At 39.3% G+C, this 26,780-nt stretch carries 20 protein-coding genes; 12 read left to right on the top strand and 8 right to left on the bottom strand.

Features of this window, described 5'->3' with window-relative positions; all coding sequences use genetic code 11:
• Positions 1–16: 16 nt before the first annotated feature.
• The 5 genes from VYJ22_RS11330 (at position 17) to VYJ22_RS11310 (ending at position 8,529) form a co-directional block, all read left to right on the top strand.
• Positions 17–970 carry a FimB/Mfa2 family fimbrial subunit gene (locus VYJ22_RS11330; protein ID WP_329904195.1) on the top strand — a complete coding sequence of 318 codons (954 nt, stop codon included), beginning with the start codon at positions 17–19 and terminating at the stop codon, positions 968–970.
• A 50-nt stretch (positions 971–1,020) separates the two neighbouring features.
• Positions 1,021–2,565, top strand: coding sequence for a hypothetical protein (locus tag VYJ22_RS11325; RefSeq protein ID WP_329904194.1), 1,545 nt, complete (start codon positions 1,021–1,023; stop codon positions 2,563–2,565).
• 41 nt (positions 2,566–2,606) lie between these two features.
• The gene (gene fimD / locus VYJ22_RS11320) at positions 2,607–5,093 is read left to right on the top strand and encodes a fimbrial tip adhesin FimD (protein ID WP_456238422.1); all 2,487 of its coding nucleotides are present in this window, start codon (positions 2,607–2,609) and stop codon (positions 5,091–5,093) included.
• A 4-nt stretch (positions 5,094–5,097) separates the two neighbouring features.
• Positions 5,098–7,398, top strand: coding sequence for a hypothetical protein (locus VYJ22_RS11315; RefSeq protein WP_329904192.1), 2,301 nt, complete (start codon positions 5,098–5,100; stop codon positions 7,396–7,398).
• Positions 7,399–7,743: 345 nt separating this feature from the next.
• On the top strand, positions 7,744–8,529 hold the full coding sequence (locus VYJ22_RS11310; RefSeq protein ID WP_329904190.1) for a hypothetical protein: 786 nt from the start codon (positions 7,744–7,746) through the stop codon (positions 8,527–8,529).
• On the opposite strand, the gene VYJ22_RS11305 is transcribed toward VYJ22_RS11310, so the two are convergent.
• On the bottom strand, positions 8,450–8,791 hold the full coding sequence (locus VYJ22_RS11305) for a DUF2023 family protein (RefSeq protein ID WP_329904189.1): 342 nt from the start codon (positions 8,789–8,791) through the stop codon (positions 8,450–8,452). The genes VYJ22_RS11310 and VYJ22_RS11305 overlap by 80 nt on opposite strands.
• A gap of 345 nt (positions 8,792–9,136) precedes the next feature.
• Here VYJ22_RS11305 and VYJ22_RS11300 point away from each other — a divergent pair, with 345 nt between their 5' ends.
• From VYJ22_RS11300 to nagB, 6 genes are all read left to right on the top strand, one after another.
• Positions 9,137–9,727, top strand: a complete 591-nt coding sequence (locus VYJ22_RS11300; protein WP_329904188.1) for a nitroreductase family protein — start codon at positions 9,137–9,139, stop codon at positions 9,725–9,727.
• Positions 9,728–9,844: 117 nt separating this feature from the next.
• The gene (locus VYJ22_RS11295; RefSeq protein WP_329904186.1) at positions 9,845–10,297 is read left to right on the top strand and encodes a copper resistance protein NlpE; all 453 of its coding nucleotides are present in this window, start codon (positions 9,845–9,847) and stop codon (positions 10,295–10,297) included.
• A gap of 202 nt (positions 10,298–10,499) precedes the next feature.
• Positions 10,500–11,399: a diaminopimelate dehydrogenase gene (locus VYJ22_RS11290; RefSeq protein ID WP_329904184.1), complete on the top strand. Its 900-nt coding sequence runs from the start codon at positions 10,500–10,502 to the stop codon at positions 11,397–11,399.
• A 134-nt stretch (positions 11,400–11,533) separates the two neighbouring features.
• Positions 11,534–12,397: a prolipoprotein diacylglyceryl transferase gene (gene lgt / locus VYJ22_RS11285; RefSeq protein ID WP_329904182.1), complete on the top strand. Its 864-nt coding sequence runs from the start codon at positions 11,534–11,536 to the stop codon at positions 12,395–12,397.
• A gap of 8 nt (positions 12,398–12,405) precedes the next feature.
• Positions 12,406–13,620 carry an FprA family A-type flavoprotein gene (locus VYJ22_RS11280; RefSeq protein ID WP_329904180.1) on the top strand — a complete coding sequence of 405 codons (1,215 nt, stop codon included), beginning with the start codon at positions 12,406–12,408 and terminating at the stop codon, positions 13,618–13,620.
• A 33-nt stretch (positions 13,621–13,653) separates the two neighbouring features.
• On the top strand, positions 13,654–14,445 hold the full coding sequence (gene nagB / locus VYJ22_RS11275) for a glucosamine-6-phosphate deaminase (protein WP_329904178.1): 792 nt from the start codon (positions 13,654–13,656) through the stop codon (positions 14,443–14,445).
• A gap of 1,478 nt (positions 14,446–15,923) precedes the next feature.
• Here nagB and VYJ22_RS11270 read toward each other — a convergent pair.
• Positions 15,924–18,038 (bottom strand): alpha-L-fucosidase, encoded by a 2,115-nt coding sequence (locus VYJ22_RS11270; protein WP_329904176.1) that lies wholly within the window; start codon positions 18,036–18,038, stop codon positions 15,924–15,926.
• Between the two features lie 225 nt (positions 18,039–18,263).
• On the opposite strand from VYJ22_RS11270, the gene VYJ22_RS11265 reads away from it, so the two are divergent.
• Positions 18,264–19,838, top strand: a complete 1,575-nt coding sequence (locus tag VYJ22_RS11265; protein ID WP_329904174.1) for a PepSY-associated TM helix domain-containing protein — start codon at positions 18,264–18,266, stop codon at positions 19,836–19,838.
• 724 nt (positions 19,839–20,562) lie between these two features.
• Here the strand turns inward: VYJ22_RS11265 and fic are convergent.
• From fic to VYJ22_RS11235, 6 genes are all read right to left on the bottom strand, one after another.
• Entirely contained in the window at positions 20,563–21,447 is an 885-nt protein-coding gene (fic, locus tag VYJ22_RS11260) for a protein adenylyltransferase Fic (protein ID WP_329904173.1), read from the bottom strand.
• Positions 21,440–22,804 carry a Fic family protein gene (locus VYJ22_RS11255; RefSeq protein WP_329904172.1) on the bottom strand — a complete coding sequence of 455 codons (1,365 nt, stop codon included), beginning with the start codon at positions 22,802–22,804 and terminating at the stop codon, positions 21,440–21,442. The genes fic and VYJ22_RS11255 overlap by 8 nt, the downstream gene beginning before the upstream one ends.
• 79 nt (positions 22,805–22,883) lie before the next feature.
• Complete coding sequence (locus VYJ22_RS11250) at positions 22,884–23,222, bottom strand: hypothetical protein (protein ID WP_329904171.1); 339 nt, start codon at positions 23,220–23,222, stop codon at positions 22,884–22,886.
• A gap of 1 nt (position 23,223) precedes the next feature.
• On the bottom strand, positions 23,224–24,264 hold the full coding sequence (locus VYJ22_RS11245; protein WP_329904170.1) for a nucleoid-associated protein: 1,041 nt from the start codon (positions 24,262–24,264) through the stop codon (positions 23,224–23,226).
• Positions 24,265–24,284: 20 nt separating this feature from the next.
• Positions 24,285–25,706 (bottom strand): hypothetical protein, encoded by a 1,422-nt coding sequence (locus tag VYJ22_RS11240; protein WP_329904169.1) that lies wholly within the window; start codon positions 25,704–25,706, stop codon positions 24,285–24,287.
• A gap of 2 nt (positions 25,707–25,708) precedes the next feature.
• Complete coding sequence (locus VYJ22_RS11235; protein ID WP_329904168.1) at positions 25,709–26,746, bottom strand: nucleoid-associated protein; 1,038 nt, start codon at positions 26,744–26,746, stop codon at positions 25,709–25,711.
• Positions 26,747–26,780: the final 34 nt, after the last annotated feature.

Below are 26,780 nucleotides of genomic sequence, written 5' to 3'. Positions count from 1 at the left end.
TAAAACGGTATTACAAATGAATCGCATCTCAAAAATATATGCTTCTATTATAGGATTACTTCTACTAGGTGTTGGTATATTATCGTGTGACAGAATGATATACGACAATTTAAAATCTTGTCCTATCGGAGTCTACATCCATGTATATGAACAGACGGAATGTGCCAGTCAGCCATTGTACCCTAGTGTGAAGAAACTCCAAATATATGCCTTTGATGAGAATGATAGATATGTGAGTACTGTTGATGTTGAAGCCCCTCTATTGAGTAAAGATCATGAAATACTATTCCCTTTGGTTAGAAAAGGGTACTACTCTTTTGTAGTGTGGGCAAATGTAGACAATCACTTTAGAACCCAACAGCTTATTGTCGGTAAAAGCACTAAGGCTGATTTACTGTTAGCTCTAAAGAAAGACCAAAAAAGTGCTGTGACCTTGGATAGCCATCAGGTATATGTAGGAAGTACACCTACTGTGCAGGTGGGAGATAATGAAGAGATGTTTTTTGTACATACCCAAGCAAATATACGAGAGATAACTAACCGGATTTGTGTGACTGTGACAGGCCTTTTGACACCTAAGGATTATATAATAGAGCTTAGTTCTAATAATACATCATACACGGTTTGCGGAGCTGTAATGCCTGATAAAGTAGTGCATTATCCTACAATCATGCGATATACAGAGACGGGGGATGCTGTAGCCCGATTCTCTACTCTCAAGTTGGAAAGTGGCAGGAACAGTATACTTACTGTAAAAAATAAAAATACCGGAAAAGTGATTTTTATGGAGGATCTTGTAGGGGCTATTTTATTGAGCCCGAGCACCGAGAATATCAATCTTCGTTGCCTTAACGACTTTGATGTGAAATTAAAAGTACGTAAATGTGATTGTCCTGAATTATATCAGGCATCGCAATTATGGATTAATGATTGGTTAGTACATAGCTACGATGTTGTGTTTGGAGAATAGTGTTTTTATTGAGGTATTTTATCTTTTATTTCTTGAAATATTAAGAATCTATGAATAGATATATTATATTGATTGCTTGTTTTTGTTGCTTATTTTCTTCATGTACGATGGATAACTTGGATAAATCGTTGAATGCTGAAGAAACTATTATGCATGCACAGTTTCGTAGCCAATCATTCACTTCAATTAATACCGATAATGTAGATCATGAGGATTGGGTAACCTCATTAGCTATGATTGTATTCCCTACGGGACGTAATGACAGATTCGCTTTTGAACATGTAGAGGCGCAAGATGCTCTTACTTCAAATCCGACAGCTATCCCATTGTCTCAGCTAGACTTCAAAGTTAAGGTAATCAAAGGGTATAACGATATAATCTTTATCGCTAATGTGCCATTGAGTGATTTGGAAAATCTTGTAACGCGTTCACAGGTATACGATTATCTGAATAAAACCCATTATTTCGAACATAACGAGACCGCCAATAATGGATTTGCTTTGCCCATGGCGCGTGTTTATTACAATCAATTGATTGGGGACGGTTCAGATATTACACCTTTTGTCTTCAGACCTGCAAGATCTGCTCTAAATGAGCCTTTTGCACCGGTCAGCCGTTTCGGTAAAGGGGTACTTAGAATTCAAGACGTGGATGATAAAGTAGGGTTAGTACGTGCGTGTGCCAAAATATCTTTGACATTGAAAGGGGAAGGAGCAAAAGATATAAAAAGTGCATTATGCTATAATGCCCCTTCTCAATACAGTTTGCAACAGTTGAATACCGGAGCAGTATATGAATCAAAGAGCATACCTGTTACATTCCAACTATCTGATATAGGGGTAAACGGAGAGCGTACAGCCAAGGTTTATATTCCGGAAAAACTGTTCCCATTATCAGACCGAGTGGTTTGGAGTACTGGGCAGGATCGGATTGTGTATCTTAAATTGGTCACACACGCTGGACGAGAGCAACTTATTCCTATAGTAACCGATGCTCCTAATAATGGGACATATTTGGAATATGCGACAGCTTCTGTAAGTTCTGAATCTCCAAACTTCGACGTTATTCGCAATATTCATTATCATTTCAATGTCCATGTCAAAGCGGATGCTAGACAAATAAACGTTACGCTCCAAGTCCTGCCATGGAATCTTATTGATTCGGAAATAGTATTTGGCGAACCTCAATATACTGCTTTTGTATCATTTCCAGAAAATGGACAGTGGATGCCTGATGGTAAAACAATTCTTTTGAATGGGAAAAGCAAAGCTAAGATAAAATTCAGAATGAGAGCTCCTAAAGGAGGGATTTGGCAAGCTTCTTTAACAAATGGATTAGATTTCGTACTTCAGCCTCTACCAGATAGTGACCTGGATGTTGCCGCCAATGAGAAGCCCGGTGTTAGAGGTATAGCTGATGATCAAACGGTGTATTGCTTTTATGTCGTTCCTTTAAGACCGTTTGACGGAACACCTAAACTCACGGAATTGTACATAACCATAAATGGCAAAGAAATACAATTGTCATCTAAACTTGCTGCTGATGGGATTGAGTCAGGTCCTACTAGAAGACTTGTATTTAAACAAGTGGAATAAAAAGAAAATTTTTTATCAAAGAGATTGATTAGATAGTTAAAATGAAACACCTTCTTACTCGTTTATCCCTGATAATACTCGTGTGCATATTTACTTGTGCTTGTAGGAATCATGATCATATGGAACCCTTCGAAGCTCCTATCGGAGCTAAGTCCATAGAGATAAATATTACTATCGGGGGAACTATAGGTCATCACAGTGCCGGATCAGGTAGCCTCCGAGCAACAGAACCAGGCAATAAATACAGTAGTCTTAATGAGGACAAAATTGAAAACATAGATGTTTTCTTTTTTAATACTGACGGTACCCTCAACTGGCATGTGGAGCCACAATTTTTAAAAAAGACGGGCGAATCTCGGTCCGCAGTAATTACAGCTATAGTTTCAAGAGATAAAATCTCTCAGATTGAAGGAAAGTCTCTTAGGTTAGTTATTGTCGCAAATCATACTATCAGCATACCGCAATCAATTGATTATAATGGTTTGAAATCTCTAGTACAAGAATCTGTTGAGTTGAATACTCCTGATATAGCACAAATGAAGTTTTTAATGGATGGAGAAGTTGATACATCCACTATAACATGGGGTGATAGTTATAAATACACTATACCCAATAATATTATGCTTAGGAGGGCTGCTGCAAAAGTGAGACTTCGGGTCAAAAATTTCAATGTGAAGTCGAGACAAAATGGAGTAGAGGTTACTTATAATATTGTAGGTGACCCGGAAGTGAAATTAGTTCATTATGCTTCTAAGACATCATTGTTACAGACGGCTCTATATAACATGCAATCCTCAGACTGGAAAACCGATGCTTATCGACCTATGAAAATGATTGCTTTTCATGATAAAATAAATGATACGGACAAAAATAGTACTACTAACTTATTTTATTCTACTTCAGTTCCATTCTATGCTTATGAAAATGACTGGACAAATAATCCTGAGTCCGAAACCTATTTATTGCTCAAGATAAATCTGTCTTCAGGTGGTTTGTCACCTAAGCCTTATTATTATAGGATACCTATCAATTATAGATTCCCAATGCCGGATATGTCGAAAGAAGAGCAGGCCGGGTTGTATCGCTTGCAGAGAAATTATCTGTATGATATAGTATGTACCGTAAATATTCTCGGAGGAGAAGATGAAGAAGAGCCTATTGACCTCTCCGCTTCGATAGCGGTACAGCCTTGGATTGATGTAAACATTGACGGAAATATCAAAAGTGCTCACTATCTGGTAGTCAAAGAGCTGTTTCCTATTATGCCTAATCAGAATTACAGAGAGATAGAATACCTATCCAATTTACCGGTTGAAATAAAAATAGATAGAACAGAATATGAATATTATGACGAATATGGGAGACTAATCAAATATATAGATGATGGACAGAAAATGATAATATATGTGGATGGGGTGTATAATAGTCAACATTCCACCAATAATTTTGGAGGTACTAAAATAACTAATGACGAAAGTATTTTGAGCCGTAAGATATTGAAAATAGAACATTCTGTTCCTACAAATTATGTCCCTTTTAATATTTATTTTACTGTAAAGCATGTAATGCCTACAGGCGAAGAGGCTCTGGCTCTATCTCAACAAGTACACGTAACACAGTATCCGCCTAAGTATGTAACTGGTACGAAATCGGAGGGATTTAAAGGCGGCACATCATCTGTCTCAGGAGCAGACTTTAGATTTCATGATATATTAGGTGTTATTGCTCCGAATCCTGTTACCGGTGAATATAAGCCACAGACCAATGATGTGTTTTATAAGATAACCACTGTTGTAAATGTGGGTAATGAGAAGATCGGTGATCCTACTAATAGTGATGGATCTACAAAAAGCGATCTTATTGCTAATAAGATCATATCGCCTCAATTTATTGTTGCAACACAGCATGGTATGTCTTCTGCGGTTTACCAATATTCCGGTGGCTACAAGAGGTGGGGCAATAGTGAGTTTGGAGCTGGTTATGGACCCTATTCCGATAGGTTTAGTGATGTTACTCCTTATTACGATCCGTCAGAATACAATTATAATTATTCAAATCAATATCAACCTAATTATACATCTTATACATACGCTGCTGATAGATGTGCCAGCTATTTTGAAGGAGAATATGGTATGGACGGTGTTTATGAGGAATATCTTGAAACATTAGTCTACAATAACGGTACGGGCAATTATGAAATTCAGCGAGGATATCGTAAGGTTAATAAGACCTTTAAATATAAAGGCCGTTGGCGACTTCCTACAACAGCTGAATTAGAATACATAGAGTCTATTCAGGCAAGTCCTACAAGTGCTGTGAAGAACCTTTTATGGGGCGCATTTTATTGGAGTGCAGAAACGGGTGTTGCTTATAAATTTTCAAATAAGTATTTGGGAACTGCTGCTCAAAAACAAAGCGGACTTACAAATACAGCTCTTGATAATGGGACTTTAGGATATTACCCGAATACTTCTATTCTGATGAAGCCCTATGTGCGTTGTGTATTTGATACTTATAAACATCAGTGATGCTATGAAATCTATAAAAATAACTTTATTCTTCTTATATGGCTTGTTTGTCAGCATTTTGTTAGGATGTAATTCTCAGGACGAATTATCGCAAGCGAAAAAATGTCAAGTTCTGCCAGAAGGGACATCATTCCAAGTTGATTTGGGGGCTTACGCTGATGGGATGAGCATGTGTGAATTGAAATCAAATGGTGATAATCCAGATCAAATCACAGATCTTAGATTATTGGTGTTCGATGAAAATCATCAGTTCCTCTACAGCCGCAAAGCTATATTAGGAGGCAATAGCACATCGCCTATGGATAACCAATCATACCTCCCTGATATGAAACGTGACTATATATCTGTGGTAAAGAATTTCTCTGTAAATGTAATTTCTAGTTCCAAAAAACGATATATACACTTTATTGCAAATCATGATTGGACAGGTTTCCCTCAAGATTATTTCTTGGAAGGGAAAGATGAGGGGCAACTTATTGGTGGTATGATTTCCTCTAAATTGGAGTTTTGGAGAAAAGTTGAGTTCTCGAGTTTGCAGCCAATTCAGTTTAATAATAAAGTTGTTAAATTGCTTAGAAACAATGCTCGAATTTCGGTAGAGTGCGTAGCTCCTGATTTCAATTATTCAGGGTTTACTGTTTACAATGCTTATGATAAGGCCTCTGTAGCCCCATTTGTGTTTAAAGAAGATCTTTCTTACGAATTTTCATTGGTACCTCAGCTCCCTACAGTCCCTGCTGATGTGTCAAAAAAAAGCCCGATGGCTTTTGCCGATTACCTAAATGGTATAGATGTATTTGAAAGATATAATACGGACAATAGCCCTATGTTTGTACTCTTTAAAGGTCAGCATAAGGGTAAAAGAATGGGGTATTACAAGGTTGCACTCAAGCATTTTGATGAACCTACAGGGATATCGTCCCTTTATGATATAGTTAGAAATCATCATTACAAAGTGAAGGTGTCATCTGTTTTGAACGAGGGGTATGCGACCCCGGAAGAAGCCGCATCTAAACCTGCCGGTAACAATCTTTTTGCATCTGTGGAGATGGCAAATTATCCATCTGTCTCTGATGGTAGTGCTGTATTCTCTCTTTCCAAGCTTGGTGGAGTGTATGTATCTGCTACGTCGGCCTATGAAGCAGAGGTGTTTTATACCCATGGTATAAATAATGTAAAAGCTTATCCTTCATGGGATACTTCAAATGAATATATACAATCATGGTCTATGACACCTGATCCTATAGATGATAAGAAAGGTAAATTGTCTGTAAAATTTAAGAAAATACCCCAAGATAGGACACTGCTCTTTGATATGAATCTTGTGGCTAGACCCAATTTATCCAATACGGACAATATTATCACTCGTAAAGTTAAACTGTTTTTGCGACCTCCTTACTCATTCAAACCAGAATTGGTGAGTCACGGACGTTATACTGGTAATAAAGTGTCTTTGTCTTTTGAAGTTCCTCAAACAATCCCTTCCACAGCTTTTCCGTTTGAGGTCTACATTGAAACAAGGGAGCTTACGCCGGATTTAACACAGAATGATCAAATGATATTGGAGGTTAAAGATCAAAGATATTTTTATAAATATACTGTGAAGGATGCACCATCAATAGGAAATACAGTAACTCTTCATTTTATAAGAAATAATGATGATGCATTTGAGACAATAAATCTCATGTCGGATTATTATAAGGATGATAAGGTGACACTGGGAAATTATAGCATGGTGCAGGGGCAATTGAAATATGGTCCTGTAGGTGGAGTGCAAAATGTCCCTTATGATGGAGACATTCGTTATTCTTATAATAACACAGGAGCTAATTCTAATATCTCAGTACAGATGTTGGATGGTAAGGGGCATTATCGTATCATTGTCAAAGATGATATTGATAAAAGTAAACCTTTTACCCTATATTATCTCAGAACGGTATCCAATACGTATGGTAAAGTAACGTATGACAATGAGGATACAAAGACTGTACAAGAGTGGCTTGATGATCCTAATAGAGTTTTGCCAAGGCATTCTATCAAAATTGAGGGCCTGATCTCCTTTTATTCGGAATATTATGGAACTTATGGTACCATCAACGATCCCTCAAGGTTGAAAATTGTTCCCGGTACTTTTAATCCCAACACAGACATCTCTTACGTCGATAACACATGGAGTAAGTATACATTCTACATTCGAACCAATGCTCTGGTAGAGTTTATACAATTTGATTATCTGGATTATTACATTTCTTCAAAAAGTTTACTGAACTTGGAGTATGATGGAAGGGTAATTTTGAGAAGATAAAGGGGGACTTACTCTCCCCCTTTTTTACTGCATAATTGTGTGTTGGATGAATATGTTTAATTATATTGGTGTGACATATACTTTTTGATCAACAATGCTGATCAACCGTTATACATATATAATGTATGCTTATGATCGAGAGCCGAAGGGTTGATTCGTCACGATACTCATAATCGGCTCTTTTGCCAGTAAATGTAAAATCATTACTTTTGTAGCTGATAAATTATTGTGACTTATTGTTTATTAATCAAATCCTTTTACGTGCTCCCATAATTCTGTTTGGAGAGCTGTAATTATGAGTTGGGACGACTTCGGCAGGGATTTTAATCAATTGTAGATTTATTTATGGAGGGATATAAGAAGCTTATTGTTAATGAATTCTTTGTAGAGTCGCTACGTGCGACCAGGGATAAACTCAAAGGCTATTGGCTTATGATCAAAGATTTGTTTGCTGGATTACTATTCTTGAAGATGAAGGATATCTCTTTTGTCGATGAGGTCAAAACAAGCAAACGTATCTACTCATTTATCCTTATTGTATTAGTTCTCCGTTTTGTTCTGGAACCGGTCTTCAATTTTGGTCTTAAGATGAACAAGGATGCAGAGAATCTACGCAGCGTTCTTTTCTTAGTATTCTATGTGTTGGGGATTATTGTATTAGTCGCCTCTGTTTCGAGACTTTCACGGATTCTCTCATTGTCACTGACCGAAAGGGAGTATGGTTTATTGGTGCGCGAGTATAGCGTAGCCATGCCACTTGCGTGGCTTATTACTTTATTGGGATTCACTTGGCTGGTATCCATGGCTGTAGCTACATTGCATATTGTGTTGTGTTGGCTTATATTTTATCGCTTTTCTCTGGATCGTTCCATCGTCAAAAGCATCAATCTGCTTTCGTGGAGTATGTTCTTTATTATAGCATTCAATGGATTGGCCTTGTATCTTATCTTGTCTATGGATCTCTCTGGGATTTTGGAAGAAGATGAAGATGTCAAAAAGGATACTACTATGATTCTTTTCGAGCAGTCTCAGCAATACAAGAACCGAGAGATCAGCTTGCCACTTTTTTCCTTCTGCAATAACGCTTGCATTGAGTACACACATCATAGCCCAAAAGAGCTCCTACTATAAAGTCTTCCTCCGGACTTAATTCGTTTAGCGGACGCCCTTCTGCAAAAAGTCTTATCGCATCCAGACATTCTTTTCTGCCAAAGAATACGTTAGTCCTCTCTTTATTGGGCGTAGGCTGTAAGAAATAGCAAATTTCCTTGCTTGCAAGGCGGTTGCACGCAAATTCTATCTCTTCGTTATGGAGCGTGCAAAGTACCATGCTTCGCACTCCTTTCTGAAATTCATAAATATGATGTAGGAATACTCTGATATCGGCGCTCATAAGTGATGTCTCTGATTGTGTTGTATTCTTTTGCCCTTTTCAATTCTTATAATGAGGCATTATTTTGTTTTATCGAAGCAAAATTAGTGGGATTATATATCTACGTCAATCACCATTTTATAGCATTATTATTGCCTCATATACCTATAAATAAGTATCTATGTAGTCTTATCCTATTGGCTATAGGTAATTGTAACTGTGCTGACATGGCCTTACGAAAAAATACTTATATTTGTAATAATAGGATACAGATTACAATCAAACACCCTGTTTGAGGTCTATAAATCCTTTTTAATAGATGGTGTGTAAGTATTCTTATATAATCTCATATATAAATTCCCTATTATGATAAAAGCATTGATCCAAAACAATCGCACGTTTCGTCGCTTTGATGAGACGGTTAAGATTGAGAGGCTTCAGATTGAGCGGTGGTTGTCAGTAGTGCGCTATACCTCATCGTTGAGAAACATACAGCCTCTCAAGTACATTATTGTGACCGATCCGGAGGTTTGCAACCAGATAACGGCCAATGCTCGCTGGGCAGGATATCTTACAGAATGGGCGGGACCGGCAGAAGGCGAAAGACCTACAGCCTATCTCATACAACTGTTGGATACAGATATTGCCTCCTCTGCACGATTTGATGAAGGTATCCAAATCGAAGCTATTACTCTTATGGCTGTTTCTGATGGTTATGGTGCATGCATACTCAGGGCTTTTAGTACAGCGGAATTTGCGCGTATGTTTGATTTGCCCAATAATTTGTTCCCCAATTGTATTATTGCTTTGGGTAAGCCGGTGGAAGAAGTAGTCATAGACGAAGCACAAAGCCCGGCTGATGTAAAGTATTGGCGGGATGAAAATGGTGTCCATCATGTGCCCAAGAGACCCATACATGAGCTTATCGTTGAACCCAACAAACCGAGTATTTTTTAACTAAACTTTGATTTTTTTTATTTCTTACATATTAAAACATATATCCCGAGCGTTATGATGATATATTCGCCTAATGTGAATTTTATTTAAATTAAACTAACTAAAACGAATTAAAAGATGAAAAAGATCATTTTATCATTGGCTGTGGCAGCAGTGGCTCTCGGGTCTTGTCATGGTAGCAAAAAAGAAAACGCTCAAGTTGTAGACTCAACAGTTCCTGTAGAAACGTTAGCAACAGATACTGTTGAGACTGCCCAAGCTCCAACGTCTATTGAAGGTACTTATGAAGGAGTATTGCCCTGCGCTGATTGTGAAGGTATTAAGACGACCATCATGCTTAGTAAAGATAATACTTACACCAAGACTTCCGAGTATCTTGGAAAGGCAAATGCCAATAAGTTCGATGAGACCGGCACTGTAGAGCTCAATGGTGACGAATTAACTCTGACTTCTAAAGATGGAGAAAAGACATTCTTCAAAGTAGGAGAGGGTATTATCACTATGCTGGACAAGGACAAAAAAGAAGTCCAAGGAGAGCTTGCAGCAAGCTATGTGTTGAAAAAAATGTAAAAATTAACAAAATTAAGATTATTATTAAAGGGCTCGGATTTATTTCGGAGTCCTTTTTTATTGTATATAATTGTAAATATAGGTCTTTGTGTAGAGCTTATGATTCTTGCGGATACAGCATATTATAATTACAATAAGATTGTTATCTTTGCAATGTACATTTATCAATAAATCAATTTACTATTAATCGTACACTGAATCAATGAATAAGAAAATCAAAGCCGCTGTAGTCGGCTATGGAAATATTGGACACTATGCCATTCAGGCATTAGAAGCTGCCCCCGATTTTGAGATTGCCGGAGTAGTCCGTCGTAGTATCGAAAACCTACCTTTGGAACTTGCTCCCTATAATGTGGTTACTGATATCAAAGACCTTGGAGACGTAGATGTAGCTCTTTTATGTACCCCCACACGTTTGGTAGAAAAAACAGCTCTTGCTATTTTGGAACAAGGTATACATACTGTAGATAGTTTTGATATCCATACGGATATATTGGCATTGCGCAGTTCTTTGGGCGAGGCTGCCCGCAAGCATGGTGTCACAGCCGTTATAGCATCCGGTTGGGATCCCGGTAGTGACTCTGTGGTGCGCACTCTTATGGAAGCCATAGTACCCCATGGTATTACTTATACCAACTTTGGTCCAGGCATGAGCATGGGACACACTGTAGCTGTCAAGGCTATCGATGGTGTCAAAGGTGCTTTGTCCGTTACTATCCCCACCGGTACCGGTATCCACCGCCGTATGGTGTATGTGGAGTTGCAGGAAGGAGCCAAGGCCGATGAGGTAACTAAGGCAATCAAGCAGGACGAGTACTTTGCTCATGATGAAACTCACGTAACCATCGTAGACGACGTAAACAAGCTCATCGATATGGGACACGGAGTCAATATGACCCGCAAGGGTGTATCCGGAACTACACATAATCAGTTGCTCGAGTTCAACATGCACATCAATAATCCCGCTCTCACAGCCCAGGTGCTTGTAGCTGTGGCTCGTGCCGGTCGCAAGCAGCAGCCCGGTGCCTATACTATGCAGGAGATCCCCGTGATAGACCTTCTACCCGGCGATCGTGAAGAGTGGATACAAAAACTTTGCTAATTTCTTTCTTTTGAGTTTTCGAGGGCGATAGAGAGGCCGGCTAATTCTTGGCTGCTATCGCCTTCTTACTCTGATACGGTATATACTTCTACCCTAAATTTTGACAAACTCAATTAACTAATCTTGACAGATAAATGATACTCGGCGCAATTACATGGGATGTAAGTCCTACCATGTTTACCATATTTGGTCATGATCTCAGATGGTATGGTCTCCTCTTTGCCTTAGGTTTACTTATTCTCGGTCCTTGGATTGAGGAACGTATGTGGAAGCACGAAAAGCTCAAGCCTGAGTGGATAGCTTCTCTTTATTACTACGTGTTATTTGGCACTGTTATAGGCGCACGTCTGGGGCATGTCCTTTTTTACGATCCTTCTTATTACCTTGCCAATCCCCTCAAAATATTTGCTATTTGGGAAGGCGGTTTAGCCAGCCATGGTGGCACGTTGGGTATCATTATTGCCGTTTGGATCTACTCACGCAAAGTCACACACAAGCCCATGCTTTGGACTCTGGATCGCTTGGCCGTCCCTACCGGTGTTGTAGCTGCCATGATCAGACTGGGCAATCTCATGAATAGCGAGATCTTCGGACGCGCTACCAGTAGCGATCTCGGATTTCGATTTGTGAGGTCTCGTGAATATTGGACACTTGTCCCTGATGGTGTATTGGGGTGTCATCCCACCCAGCTTTACGAAGCTTTCTGTTACCTTATAGTCTTTGCCGTCTGTATGTGGATGTATTGGAAACGTGACGATGCTCGCCGTTACTCCGGGCTTATTTTCGGTGTTTTTCTTATAGGCATATTCTTATCTCGCTTTATCATAGAGAAAATCAAGATAGTACAAGAGCCATGGGAGCTCAATATGATAGACCAGATAGGTCTCAATATGGGGCAACTCTTGAGTATACCATTTGTCCTCGCAGGTATTTGGTTTGTAATAAGAGCTTTGCGAAATCCCGTAGATACGAATAATCAATTGTTTAAATCTAAATAAAACATATCATGTACAAAGTACCTCAGGTTACCGAATCTATTTACTATGTAGGAGTCAATGACCGCAACAAACCACTTTTTGAGAACATGTGGTCACTGCCACACGGTGTGTCATACAACTCATACCTCATCATGGATGAGGAGGTTGTGCTTGTAGATACCGTTGATATTGCTTTTGCCGATGTATTCTTCCACAAACTTGAGTCCATACTTCAGGGGCGTGTCATAGATTATCTTGTGGTAAACCATATGGAGCCTGATCACAGTGGAGCTATCAGTCTGCTACGTCAGCGTTACCCCAATATTAAAATTGTGGGAAATAAGAAAACGATGAACATGCTCGAGGGATATTACGGTATTATCGACAATGTGGTAGAAGTGGGCAACGGTACAGCTCTGCGTACCGGCAAGCATGAGTTTTCTTTCCTTATGGCTCCCATGGTGCACTGGCCGGAGGTCATGTTTACTTATGAGCAGACCGACAAAGTGCTCTTTTCCGCTGATGCTTTCGGTACTTTCGGCACGCTGGACGGGCATGTGTTCGACCGCGATACCAATTTGGACCACTACTTGTCCGAGATGTATCGTTATTATGCCTGTATCGTAGGTAAATACGGCAATTTTGTACAGAAGGTTTTGGATAATATTAAGAAGATGCCTATCGAGATTGATTACATATGCTCCACCCATGGTGTGGTATGGACTCAAGCTCATTTTGCCGAGGCTTTCACAATATACGATCGTATGTCACGTTATGAAGCTGAAGAAGGAGCCGTAATCATTTATGGCTCGATGTACGGTCATACAGAGCAGCTCGCCGACGCCATTGCTTCTTCCATTGCCGAGGGTGGCATTCGCGAAGTTGTATGTCACAACGTAAGTTCTACCGATCCCTCTATTATCCTTCGGGATATATTCAAATACAAAGCGGTCGTCATAGGCAGTCCCACTTATTGCAATGGCATATTTACGCCTATTGAGAATATACTCAACATGATACGAGTACGCGAGGTCAAAAATCGTATTTACTCATCTTTTGGGTCATTCAGTTGGTCAGGACAAGCCGTCAAGAAACTCGCCCCCTTTGCCGAAGAAATGCATTGGGAGAGTGTAGGCACCGCTGTGGAGATGAAAATGGCAGGGCTTGATGCTGTACTCGACGATGCTTGGGCACTGGGGCAAGCTGTAGCTGAGCGACTCAAAGCCGACCGTATCAATAAATAATTATTATTCACCCTTTAAGTTTTTATTTACGCAATGAGACTAATCATAGAACCTGATTATAAAGCTCTCTCTCAATGGGCAGCTAATTACGTAGTAGAAAAGATCAATGCGGCAAAACCTACAGCCGACAAACCATTTGTGCTTGGATTACCTACCGGATCATCTCCTCTGGGTACTTATAAAGCTCTTATTGAAGCGCACAAAGCCGGTAAGGTCTCTTTCGAGCATGTGATCACCTTCAATATGGACGAGTATATCGGTCTGCCCGAAGATCATCCTGAGAGCTACCACTCTTTCATGTGGAACAACTTTTTCTCTCATGTGGATGTAAAAAAGGAAAATGTACACATCCTCAATGGTAATGCCACTGATGTAGAGGGTGAGTGTGCCGCATACGAAGAGGCTATTAGTAGTGTTGGTGGTATAGACCTCTTTCTCGGAGGTATTGGTCCCGACGGTCACATTGCTTTCAACGAGCCCGGCTCATCACTCACCTCACGCACCCGTGTGAAATCACTGACTACGGATACCATTATAGCCAATAGTCGCTTCTTTGACAATGATGTCAACAAAGTACCCAAGACTGCCATGACAGTAGGTGTAGGTACCGTGATGGATGCCAAAGAAGTGCTTATCATGGTCAACGGCCATGGCAAGGCACGCGCCTTGCAGCAAGCTGTAGAGGGTGCTGTAAACCAGATGTGGACTATCACCGCCTTGCAGATGCATCCCAAGGGTATCATTGTATGTGACGAAGCTGCTTGCATAGAACTCAAGGTAGGTACTTACAACTATTTCAAAGATATTGAGAAGGACAATCTGTAAGTCGTTTGCTTCCTCTTCGGAGAAGCAGTAGGCTTTTCCAAAGGGGGCAATAAGCCGAATATCATAGAGAGGGTGTGTCGTGAGAAGTTATTTCTCTGTGACACACCCTCCGCTTTTTTTACAACAATCCGTTTATTTATGGGATGTATAGGTGTAAGTTCTCTTCGATAAAATGAGTTATTGCGAATATTAGTGCATTGTTTTTTGCCAAAATATCAGTTCACCGTTCAAATCGAATGCTCAACAACTCTTGTGCCCGTTTAAGTTTTACGAAGTAGCATAATGTCAAAAACACACGAGTTATGAGAAGGAGTAGGGTGTAAGAGTAATCTGCTCACAATAATGCTACTAAATAAATTGACAAATGGCTCATGTCCAATGAATTTTATCACATCTTAGTTAAGACACAAAGCTTATTTGTACAAAGTCTAAATAAGAAACGGCTTTTTCACGCTGATAAACTCTAAAAAATAGGGGGCAAAATAAATTGAGCCTCTACAATGCCCCATGCAAATGAATATCTGAAAAATATACAGCCTTCATATTACAGAAGTTTATTGTGCTGGGCAAATATACTTAGCAGCAAGGGGGGGAGGCTAATTCTATTATGATAAGTCTACCGATTGTGTACATAGGTCTGTCGTCCGTATAGGATAAGATCATTGTCCGTATAGGATAGGTCAGTTGTCCGTGTATGATAAGTTGAGCCTCAGTATAGGATAAGTCTACCGAATTATATAGGGAACCCGGCTCACCGGATGGTTATAGGTCAGAGATGTGATATGATGATTCATGGAGTTTGAGAGGCTGGAAGTGAGTAAGGTCAAGGGTGTAGAAGCAAGATCAGCAATACCCGTTGGTAAAGCACTGTACGAGGGAGATCGAGTCTACAATGCGGTGTAATAGGAGGCTGTTGCAAAAGTCAACAGCCTCGTGGATTTTGGAGGCAAAGCCGACAAAAGACACTTTGACCGGGCAGAGAAGGTAAAGTGCAAGGCGCTAAGAGTGAGTGCACAGGGAGTTTACTTCTGGTAAATGACCAAGCGCGAATCTCGCAAGCAACGAAGCAATTGGTCTGCTATGCAACGGTCTCAATAGACAACAACCTATGGGGCGTACCACCCCATGCCACACTCATTCATGAGAGAGGATAAGCTATGGCGAGTACCCATCAACAAGGGCAGATTTGTCTTAGAGCACATATTGGTGTATATCATTATCAATCAGAATAAAAAAGGATGTAGCGGAATAAACAGGAACTGCACAACCACAAAGATACAACATCACACCCGCCCTTGTCAATACCTGCTACTTGGCTGTACACCTAAAAATAGCACTACATCATCACACTCTCTCAATCTGACAAAATGATAGTTTTTACCCTTGCTTTGGCTCATATCCACTTTACTCTGATCAAAAGCAAAAAAGTCCCGAGTCGGAAGAGTCGGAACTTTTATGCTTAAAAACAGAGAGCTTTGCTAATAAGCTGTAAATCTGATATTGGTGCCGTGAATCTCCGATGCAGGACGGTGGTCATCTGCCCAATCCAGTTGAATGCGGTAAGGAGCCTTGATGTGCGATGAGGCACGTAACGGTATGGAATATGTGGTGTAGTGCGGTGTAAAGGCAATGCCCCAAATAAGATTCTGAGCAAAACGGTTGTAAAACTTCACCGCCAAGCGATTGTGACCGGCTCGCAGTGGTAGCAGTATCATGCGTTTGTTGGGCTGTGCTATATCACGTGTGAGATACGATGTCATGAGCTCGCCATTGAGCATGACGTACACTCCGTTGCCATATGTAACTTCTACGGGCAACACCATATCGTGCGGGGCTTGGATGTCCTGAGCATACAGATAACCTGCAAGTATGCCCACAGGCAAAGAGCCGGAGAGCGTATCGAGCTTTGTAGCCTTGTCCAGCTCGGATACCTTATTTACCTTGAACACTCGGTCAGGGATGGCTCCGAAGATGTCACCGATAAGCTTGCCATAGGGTGTACCAAATGCAAGGCGAGTATACTCAGCTTGTGGGATGGTGACTTCTCGGGCCTGCGATGCTCTTAGCTGCAAGATTTGATCGGTGCCATTGATGTTCAATTTTATCTTGCGTCCTATTTCTTCTTGGGTATAGAGTAGGTCAGTGGGGCGCTGGTTTACCGTCCAGCTAAGCGAGGTGATAGTGTTGTGCCCGGTGTAGTAGTCCCAGCAACTATAAGCATAGCTTTTTTGAGCCGTGGTGAAGTCGGGTGCAGAGTGTATGACGGGAGAGAGAGGCGTGGGTGTCGATTCGAAGCTTACCTCCACGATATCCCATGGTGCACGGCTATCGGGAGTGGTGGGTAAGTGTAGCTCCATATCACCCCGTGGTGCTATATGTATGTCGATGTTCTTACTCCCGGGGGTTGTGAGTAGGCGAGCTTGTAAAGGGCGAGAGGTGAGTGGAGGCAAGGTGATTGTGGCCCCCATACTCTGAGGGCGTACAAAGAGATAGATCTTATTACCATGTCGGGTGATCTCTCCCCAATCGAATACCTTATTATAAGGATTTGCCTCGGTACCATAGATGGCAAATTCATATTTCTTGATCCAGCTCCCCATACCCTCGAGGACTTGTTTTTCGAAAGGTACTACAGAGCCGTCGCCTTTAGGACCGATATTGAGCAGATAGTTACCGCCGCGAGCCACTACTGTGACGAGATCGTGTAGTTTCTCACGTATCTTGTCCTCAGGATTGCCTCGTTTTTGCCAAGAACGGTAGCCCCATGTCTCTGAGAATATGGAGGCTGCTGCCTGCCACGGTAAGTCGAGCTGATGCTCGGGTAGCTTATTATCTGCCATTACACTGAAGTCACAATAGTCATTGCCAAGCCTACCACTCACTTTACATGCAGGTTGCAGCCGGTGTACCAAGGCATACATCTCACGGCTCTGGGCAGGTGACATACTCCCCATATCGAACCACAACTCGGACACAGATCCATAGCGTGTGAGGATCTCGCGGATCTGATCCATATTGTAGCGGTGGTGCATGGGGGTGATGCTATCGGCATTGTGACTGCTCACAGGCATGGCGGGAGGGTAGTGCCAGTCGATAAGAGAGAAGTAAACGCCGAAGTTCATGCCTGCTTCATGACAGGCATCGGCAAGCTCTTTCATGACATCACGTTTGAGGGGCGTGGCTTCTACTATATTATAGGGTGTGGTGTGGGTGCCGTACATGCAGAATCCGTCGTGATGCTTGGATGTAAATACAATAGAGCGCATACCGGCCGCTTGAGCCAGGCGGACTATGTCACGGGCATTCCATGCCGAAGGAGCGAACGAGCGAGCTACCTCCTCGTACCAGTCTGTGAAATGCACGCCGAAGGAGAATATCTGCTCACTATATCCGCTGGTGACGGGTTTTCCTTCCCATACGCCACCGAGCCGGCTATATAACCCGTAGTGGATAAACATACTATATTTATTGTGATGCCAATTGTCGGGTTTGGAAGCCATAGATGGGGCTGAAAATGTAAGGCTGAATACCAGCATCATAAGTAAAGCAATAGGGCAACGCATATGCATGGGCGGTAAAGTAGTTCTCATCATATTTAATTTAGTGAATAGCAATAGCATCACGAATTTAGTGATTTGCGTGCAATTGTGAAAAACAAGTAACGGGATAGTTTGAGCTGAATACCCATTTCAAGGTATGGTACATCTCGGATAGAGCAATTAATTTTGTATCTCACAAGACTTTCTACAGTATAAGGCTTACTGATCTATTATGTTGAAATACCGGTAAGGCTTCTTTATTTTTATATTCACTTAACAATGAAAAGGTTTTCTGCTCGCAAATTGCACAAGTATATAGGCATTCCCCTGTGTATCTTACTCTTTTTTGCTTCGCTCTCCGGCATATTGCTCAATCATAGAGATCTACTCAGAAAGATAGATGTGCCTCGCGCTATGATGCCCGAGAGCTATTCGTTTGACAACTGGAACAACGCCTCAGTGCGGGGTGCCGTAATGCACCAAGGTCAATATTATATTTACGGCAATGCCGGTATATGGGTGACCGACTCTACGCTGACAACCAAGGCTGCGGCATCCCGTGAGGGATTTGCTCACGGAGCCGATGAGCTTAAAGTGGTGGCTATGACCGCCGACGTGAAGGATAACCTATGGGCAGCATCACAATACCGATTGTACTTATTAGACAGGGGACGATGGCAGCAGTGTGCATTACCCCGGGGGTTGCGCGAGCGCATTACAGACTTGTGCACACGGGGAGACTCTCTCATTATGATGAGCAGATCCTACGTATATGTGAGTAAACTCTCTCACGGAGCATCTCCTGATCGCCTCTCATGGGAAAAGAAAGAATTGCTCAAGCCTGACGACTACACGGGGCGTATGCTACTCTTTCAGCTTGTATGGATGCTGCACAGCGGTGAGTACTTCGGTACTCCAGGACAACTGATTGTGGATATTCTGGGTGTTGTGATGATGGTGCTGTGCGTTACGGGTATACTCTTTACCATACGTAGCCATAAACTCAAGAAGAGAGGCAAGGTGATGCAACCTGAAAGACGAAAGTCGCTGACCGGTAAGCTCAAGAGCAATCTCAAATGGCACAACCTGCTCGGAGCAAAGATATTTTATTTGTTGCTATTCGTTACAGTGACGGGGTGGATGCTCCGTCCTCCCATGATGCTTCCGCTGATATTTGCAAAAGCAAAGCCGTGGAAGATAAGTCATTTGTATAGCGATAATGCCTGGAACGACAGGCTACGAGCGCTACGCTATGATGAACATCGGGGTGAGTGGCTCATGTCTACGGCTGAGGGATTCTATGTCATGAAGACATTGGATTCCAAACCGAAGAGATGGACCATGCAACCGCCTATGAGTCCTATGGGTATTAATGTATTCGAACAAACAGCCGATGGAAAGTGGCTGATAGGATCATTTACCGGATTGTATATCATCGACCCTACACTACAGGGACATGGTGAAGGTGTTGTAGATTATTTTACGGGAAAGGCAGCTGTGCCGATGCGAGGACGGCCGGTGGGCAACCATCTGATAAGCGGTATCATCAGGCATACGGCAAGGCCTGATATTATCTTCCTTTATGATAGGGGGGCATGTGTCAAAGGCGCTGCTACTGTAGGTAGTAAAGCTGATTGCAGTGTCGCGGCTTTTGTGCCCCAACCTGCCACACTCATCGCTACGCCTTATTCACTCTGGCAATTTGCCTTGGAGCTTCATACGGGACGGCTATACAAACCTTTTATAGGTAACTTAGGTGTGGATTTATTCGTGTTTGTATTAGGGTTGACAAGTATCATCGTGCTCTATACTGGTTATAAACGTCGGCCCCGCAAGAAGAAAGATAGAGACTGAAGAGCAGTAATTTTGTGTATCAAAAGCTATTATTGTCCACTAAAACCTACTCAAGTGAGTTCAACTCGTTGAAAGATATGAGTCGGACTTATTTCTTCAAATGGACAAAGCCACTTAGTAACTTAAGTCACATAAATGTTAGTAAGTCCATTCGCCTATAAGTCTCATAAAATCGCTCAGTGATGCTATTGGGAGTAGGACATTCGGGTTGAGTGTCTTTTAGTCAGAGCACAGTATCACCATCAATTCGAGACCGTTGTATAGCAGGCCAATTGCTTCGTTGCTTGTGAGATTCGCGCTTGGTCATTTACCTGAAGTAAACTCCCTGTGCACTCACTCTTAGCGCCTTGCACTTTACCTTCTCTGCCCGGTCAAAGTGTCTTTTGTCGGCTTTGCCTCCAAAATCCACGAGACTGTTGACTTTTGCAACAGTCTCAATTCATGATTAAAAGCAACCAAGGGAAAGTCTACGGCAAGCGCATCAAGTCCTTCCACTGTCAAATATTCTCGACGTCCTTTCCTGTGCCTGAATACAAAAATCGCAGTAATACAACGTATTACTGCGATTTGATTATAGTTTGTTATCGTTGCTAAGACGAAATTACTTCACTTCTTCAAAAGAAATTACTACTGGTTATCAGTGAATTATATATTTATGGTACAAATACGATACGAATAAAACGATTATCATCGGTAAGATTATCGCCATTTTGTTGTTCGATAGTTATTCATTTTCTTCGTAATAATATGAATAGTCTATTCCCTTCATGAACATTTCGCGGCTGTCGATTTCATCTGTGAGGGCATTTTTCAGTAGGTCTTTTATATCCGCACTGTTAGTAGCACTTTTTATCATTGCGTTCATGTACTCGGTTTTACCGATTTTGCTCCAATCCACACATTTTTTCAAGTTCTTTTTCAATATCAAATCCAACCAAATCCTTGTGCTTCGTCCGTTACCTTCCATGAATGGGTGGGCAATGTTCATTTCTACATATTTATTGGCAATCTCATCGAATGTGTTTTCGGGCATTTCTTCAATTTGCTTTAAGGTATTGCCGAGAAAATGTGCTACTGCAAATTGGAAACCGCCTTTTGAAATGTTCTTTTGCCTTATTTGTCCGGCAAAATCGTAAAGCCCACCAAATAGATAGGCATGAATTTGCTGTAGGCCTTTGGCTGTTCCCTCTTCTATGCCGTCAATAAAAGAACTTTCAAATAGGGCGTATGCTTTTGTTTTACTTTTTCCGTCGATGCTTTCGTCGCTGTAAGTAAACCATTCGATAAAGCGATTTGCCTTTTTGCCGGGAAACTGCTTGCCGAGCGCAATAATCCCGCTGTAATCAAGCATATCGGCTAATCGTTTTTTGCCATCAGGTGCGAGAAGTTTCAACTGGGTAGTAATACTAACCACTTCACTGTTTTCTTTTTTCAGTTTGGCTTTGAGATATTTCCAATAGTTTCGTGTTTTGGTATAGTCGCTTTGGTCGGTAAGAACAGCGACAATATCCAAAACGGAAAACCACCATTTAGAATCTTCCTCATCCCAAACAGCACGAACTTCACGGTCGTCGAAAAAGCGGATGGATATTTTTGTATTATCACTCATTTCTGCGTCCCTCAAAATAGAACTTATTCTTCAATTGCTTCCCTAATATTGTCAGCCGATATTTTTGCAAACTGCTGTTAGGCTTATCAGGTATAGTCATTTCTATAAATCCCTGTTCTAATGCAGGCTTTAAATAATTTGAACGGAAATTCTCTCTATGAGAAAGTCCCAACTTATTCTGTATTTCTTGCCTATCCATCACCTTGTCAAGTATTCCAATAAGTTCTTTGACTTGCTCGGTAACTTGCTCGGTAACTTGCTCGGTAACTTGCTCGGTAACTTGCTCGGATGCTGGGAATGTCATTCTCAAAAAGTTCTCCGTAAACTTAAAGCATTCTTTTCCGTAACTTCTCAAAATACGAGGAACACCAGAACCTAAGTGCTCCACCAAATCCAAATCCCTGAACACCCGCATCAATTCTTTATTTCTTGGAACTGAATAGCCTTCAAAAAACTCACTTTCAGTCATGCCTTGTGGCAAACTTCCAAATGAAGTGATTTCTATCCGGTCATCAAAGAACTCAAATTTGGGCGGCACTTCCGAAGTATAGTCATTATGGACAATGGCGTTAATCACTGCTTCACGCAAAGCAACCGGGTTCCATAACTTTTTTTCCTCACGTTCTTTTGAGGTTATTTTAGCCAATGTCTTGTTCTCTACCTCCATCTTATCCAGCACTTGTTTCACGGCTTTAACTAATGAACAATAACCGTATTCGTTATTTTCCATTAAGTCCACTCTGTCAAACCCATCGTATTTAGCCACTTTTACAGATATTCCATTGACATCTGCCAATAAATATGCCACATAGTTGTATTGCCCTTCTTCGGTAAGTAATTCCAAATTGGCTGCAAACTGCTGATTGAGCGTTTTCTTTGCTCCCTCGTAGTAAATCTTAAGTTGCTCAAAGGTAAGATTCTGATTTGGGGACTTTATTTTTCCAATGGAATTTCGGATACGTTTGGCAAATAATGATTCAATCATTTTCACAGGCATCGGTTCCGCAGCCGTTCCGATACGGATGAATGTACCTTTCTCTGACATACCAAGTTTTTTGATATAGTATGGTTTTTCTGTACCGCTGGCAAAAGTTACTTTAATCACGTCTTTCGAGTCGATGCTTTCAACAGCCACATCAAACAACCCCAAACAAGAAGGCATAATGTTATTTTTCAGACGGTCTTTGATTTTGAGCATATCACCATCAATATCCGAAACGCCAACAGTCTTTCCAGCCTTGTCAATTCCAATATAAATTATGCCTCCTTCATGATAATTCAGAAAAGCGATTGCCTCTTTTTCCAAATCATCTATGAGTTCTCGTTTGTATTCTATGCGGTTGGTTTCTGGATTCATATGTAATATTTTCCTTTGTACATCGTGAAAAAAAGGATGGATATTTTGAAAATATAGTCATTACATTTAGTAGAATGTTTTATACTTGTTTACCAATCTTAATAAAATAAAATTCATTAGGATATGGTCTATGCCTACTTTTATCAAAATCAACAATAAGTATCTTATCCCATATTTTTTTCCATAATATAATATTGATTTTGTAAATATCTTTTCTTTGTAATTCGATTTGACTATATTCAGTATTTTTTTCTTTTTCAAAATACCCTTTTTCTTCAGCAATGAATTTAATGTAATTGCATACATCTTTAAAAGAAAAATCCTCATTACATTTATCAACGTAGGTGTCTATTATAGCTTCAATAATATCTGAATTGCAGCTAAGAGATAAATAAGAAACTCCGAATTTTGTAATCATATTAATCCTCCTCCTTGTAATATACTTTATAATACTTGCCCTTTTCGTCTTGCCCCTGTTCTACATTTTCACGATTACCGTCAATGATGATTTGAATTTGTTGGTCAAGTCGGATAACTCGTTTGTAGGAACGTTGCTGTTTTTTTCGTGCAGTATCGGAAATGGAAAATTGATTGTCAATGGCAATGTCGTTAGAAGTCTCGTACTCTTTCTTGAATTGATGAAACTTCTCAATTATCTCAGGTTGAGCAATTACAGTATTCTCAAAATCTTCTATATCGAACTTTTCTTTCTCTTTGAAAAATTTTAAGGATTTATTTAATAAATCAATCTGGTCAGCTTTAGGCACATCGAATTCTTTAGGTAATTCTTTTGTTACAAAAGTTTTGGCTAACGACATAAAATTTTGTGTGTTGGAATATTCGTCTTTTCTTGAACGAATGTGTAGAAAATCATCAATCCAATATTGGGCTTCAATTCCTTTATTCGTATTATCCACAACTGCTACAACATAACCATTCTCTTTTTCTTTATTGAAAATCAGACATCCTTTATCTAATTTCTTTATATTAATTCCTTTCTCACTCTCTAAATTAAAATTGCCATCTTGCTGAAGGACTTTTAGGAATGTATCCTTATTTTCTGATTTGAATAGGCCGACTGCATCCACTGTATCCCCATCCAAAATACAATCCTTAAAATATACAGTATAAAATTCCCCTCCTTTGATTTTAGGATGGACACTTTGGTTATAAAGATGCTTTGCTAAATTAATGGATTGCTCGTGAAGTTGATCTATATCATCAAATATTTTCGAAACATAAGTGTAAACTTCATTTAAGTTTAGCTCGCTATCGTGGAAAAGCTGATAGTACTCTTGATTCTCAGTAAAAGGCTTTAAAAAATAATTCAATAAATCGGGGCTAGCTTCTCGTGAAACATTCAATGGGCTATTTGAGATTACTGTTCCTTCATCAAGATTTTTATTTCCAACATAATGAAGAAAAGAAGAATGATATAGTAATTTGTATAGTTGTATCATATTGCTTTATATTATTTGTACTAATTGATAAATGAAATCAGATAAGAGGGAATTTTGAAACAATATATCCCTATAATTATATATAATAGCAATATAATAATATAAATAGGGAGGCTTAACCATAGTCTCTTTAATAAGGTTTCTTTGATATGTTTTTTATAATCGTTTTTAGACATGTACTCTCTTGTTATATCCTTCCAATAACTTAATTCGTTATATGATCGAATAATATCAATCGAATCAACAATAAACTGCAAAATAGCTGAAACTATGAAATATATTCCAAATGCTATAAATACATATTCTAAAAAATTATTTTGATAAAGATTTTTTATTTCAGATATTTTTGATATTTGTGTTATTCCTATTAGTAATAAGGCGGCTAAAACATCTCTAAGTAAATTACCCAAAATGTTACGAATTTTGGTTGAGAAAAGATCTGAAAGGGTTCTTATATCTCTCAATAGTTCTTTTAATTCTTTAAAATATTGGTCTTTTCTTTCATACGTTATAAAAGAATACCTCTCTTTAGCTTGAATAGTTGCGTCTTGAATTATAGAAAACAAGCCTTGAATATATGGCAAAGTTATATCTATATCCAAACTAATTCTCTCTAACAATAATTTAAGCCGTAAATCAGAACGTTCATTTTCTTCATAGATCCACTTTACTGCTATAGCTAAATATTCTTGATATTCTTTTGTTATTTCTTTTCCAAAATAATTCCTGCCTAATTGCATAAGTAATCTGCGATAACCTCTAAGGATTACTCTACCAGTATCGTACAAATCACTGCTAAGTGATGCCAATAATATTAAAATAGAATTCCTGAAAAAATATTTTGATTCTTCATTTAATTCTCCAATTGCTATATAATGATTAAGAGGTTTTATCACTATGTCCGAATTACCAATTATGTGAATATTATGATTAATAATATCTTCATTATATTTTCCCCAATCAACTACTGGAAAATCGCAGTTCTCTCCACAAACCATTATTTTAGCGCCACCAAAACTTTTTTTTAATCCATTCACAAATATTTTACACTGTTCTTTATTTGCAAAATATTCTGGATTAAAAGGATTTGTTTGCTTTATCCATTCTATAAAATGTATTTTTGAGTAAAAGAAGTTTATTCTATTATCAGGTTCGATACTACTTGATAATATAGTATTTTTATTTATATTCAGCCTCCAAATTTCTGCTGCATTGAAATCAGTAATGAACTCATCAATGTTTGAATATTTTGTGTCTCCAATAAAAAAAGATAATGCTCCTTTTATATTTAAAGTTTCAAAATCTTGTGCTAATTTTTGACAGAGAGAGGGAGAGAGAATTCCTGTCCCTTCAATAGAAATACTACTCCAATTTTCTAAATAATTAATTCTATTTGAAAGAGGCTCCAATTCTAATAAATCGCGAAATATACGAGCAAACATGTTTATTGAATATCTTTAATTTGACTTGTTTTTACAACAATAGTATATTCTCCATTTTGGTCTGGTGTTTGACTTATTGTTATATTATTATCTTTGGCTTCTCCCATCCATTCTATTTTAACCCCTTCTGCTGTTTGTCTTATATTCTTTTGCTCTTTTGGTGTTAAAGCTTCTCTTTTAGGCGTAAACTCTTGCCCATACATGCCTTTTTCTTCAAGAAATTTTTTAAAGGATTCTTTCGATTTTTTACGCCTTGAATCATTATCATCTATAATTACGGCATTAATATAATTATCAGAATCTACTAAATCTGTATTTACAAGATAATTGCGGGCTCTGTTTTTATACATTGATGGTTCTTGTTTAGTGTCTCTAATATCAATATTATTAGAAGCCCATTCACGTGCCATATTTTGAAACTTTCGTGTCAAATCAGATTCTGTTTCACGAGGTAATACAGATAAAAATTTAGCAAAAAAATCTGTAATCCCTCCAGATTTACTTCTATCATAAACTAAAACATCCCATACAACATTTGAATTAATATCAATTAAAGCCACTTTTTGTATGGCAGACTTATCCTCAATGAAAGTGTTTTTTACTTCTTCTAGAAGAGCCTTTGCTCCTTTTAATTTATATTCATAGACTTTTTTATGGTCTAACTTGATTAGAAATAATAGTTGCCTTTTTCTTATAGAAGCAATAGAAACAATAAATACTCCATTATTTGTATTGCCCCTATGAGCTTGATGAAAGCTTTCCGTTATTTCTTTTGATAATTCAACAAATTTATCATTATCTGCTTTTAATATTTCCCGTCCTAATCTTTTGATATGAGGATTATCAGGAGTGAATATATATTGTCGTCCTTGAGCAGCATCAGATAACCTATCTTTGAAAAATTTCTTTTGCTCTTCTGTTATTTCAATTTCATCTAGATAAGTAGGTATAACTTCATCGGTTATGATAATATGAAAAATTAATTTTTCAATTACTATGGCTTCCTTATCAGCCATAGACAATACACTTTCTTTTGCCATAAAACTGTATTTATATAATTATAGTGCTTTATTG

This window comes from Porphyromonas pogonae (genome assembly GCF_036320655.1).
Classification (GTDB): domain Bacteria; phylum Bacteroidota; class Bacteroidia; order Bacteroidales; family Porphyromonadaceae; genus Porphyromonas; species Porphyromonas pogonae.
The sequence above is the reverse complement of the archived record's forward strand: the minus strand, read 5'-3'. Positions and strand labels throughout refer to the sequence as shown.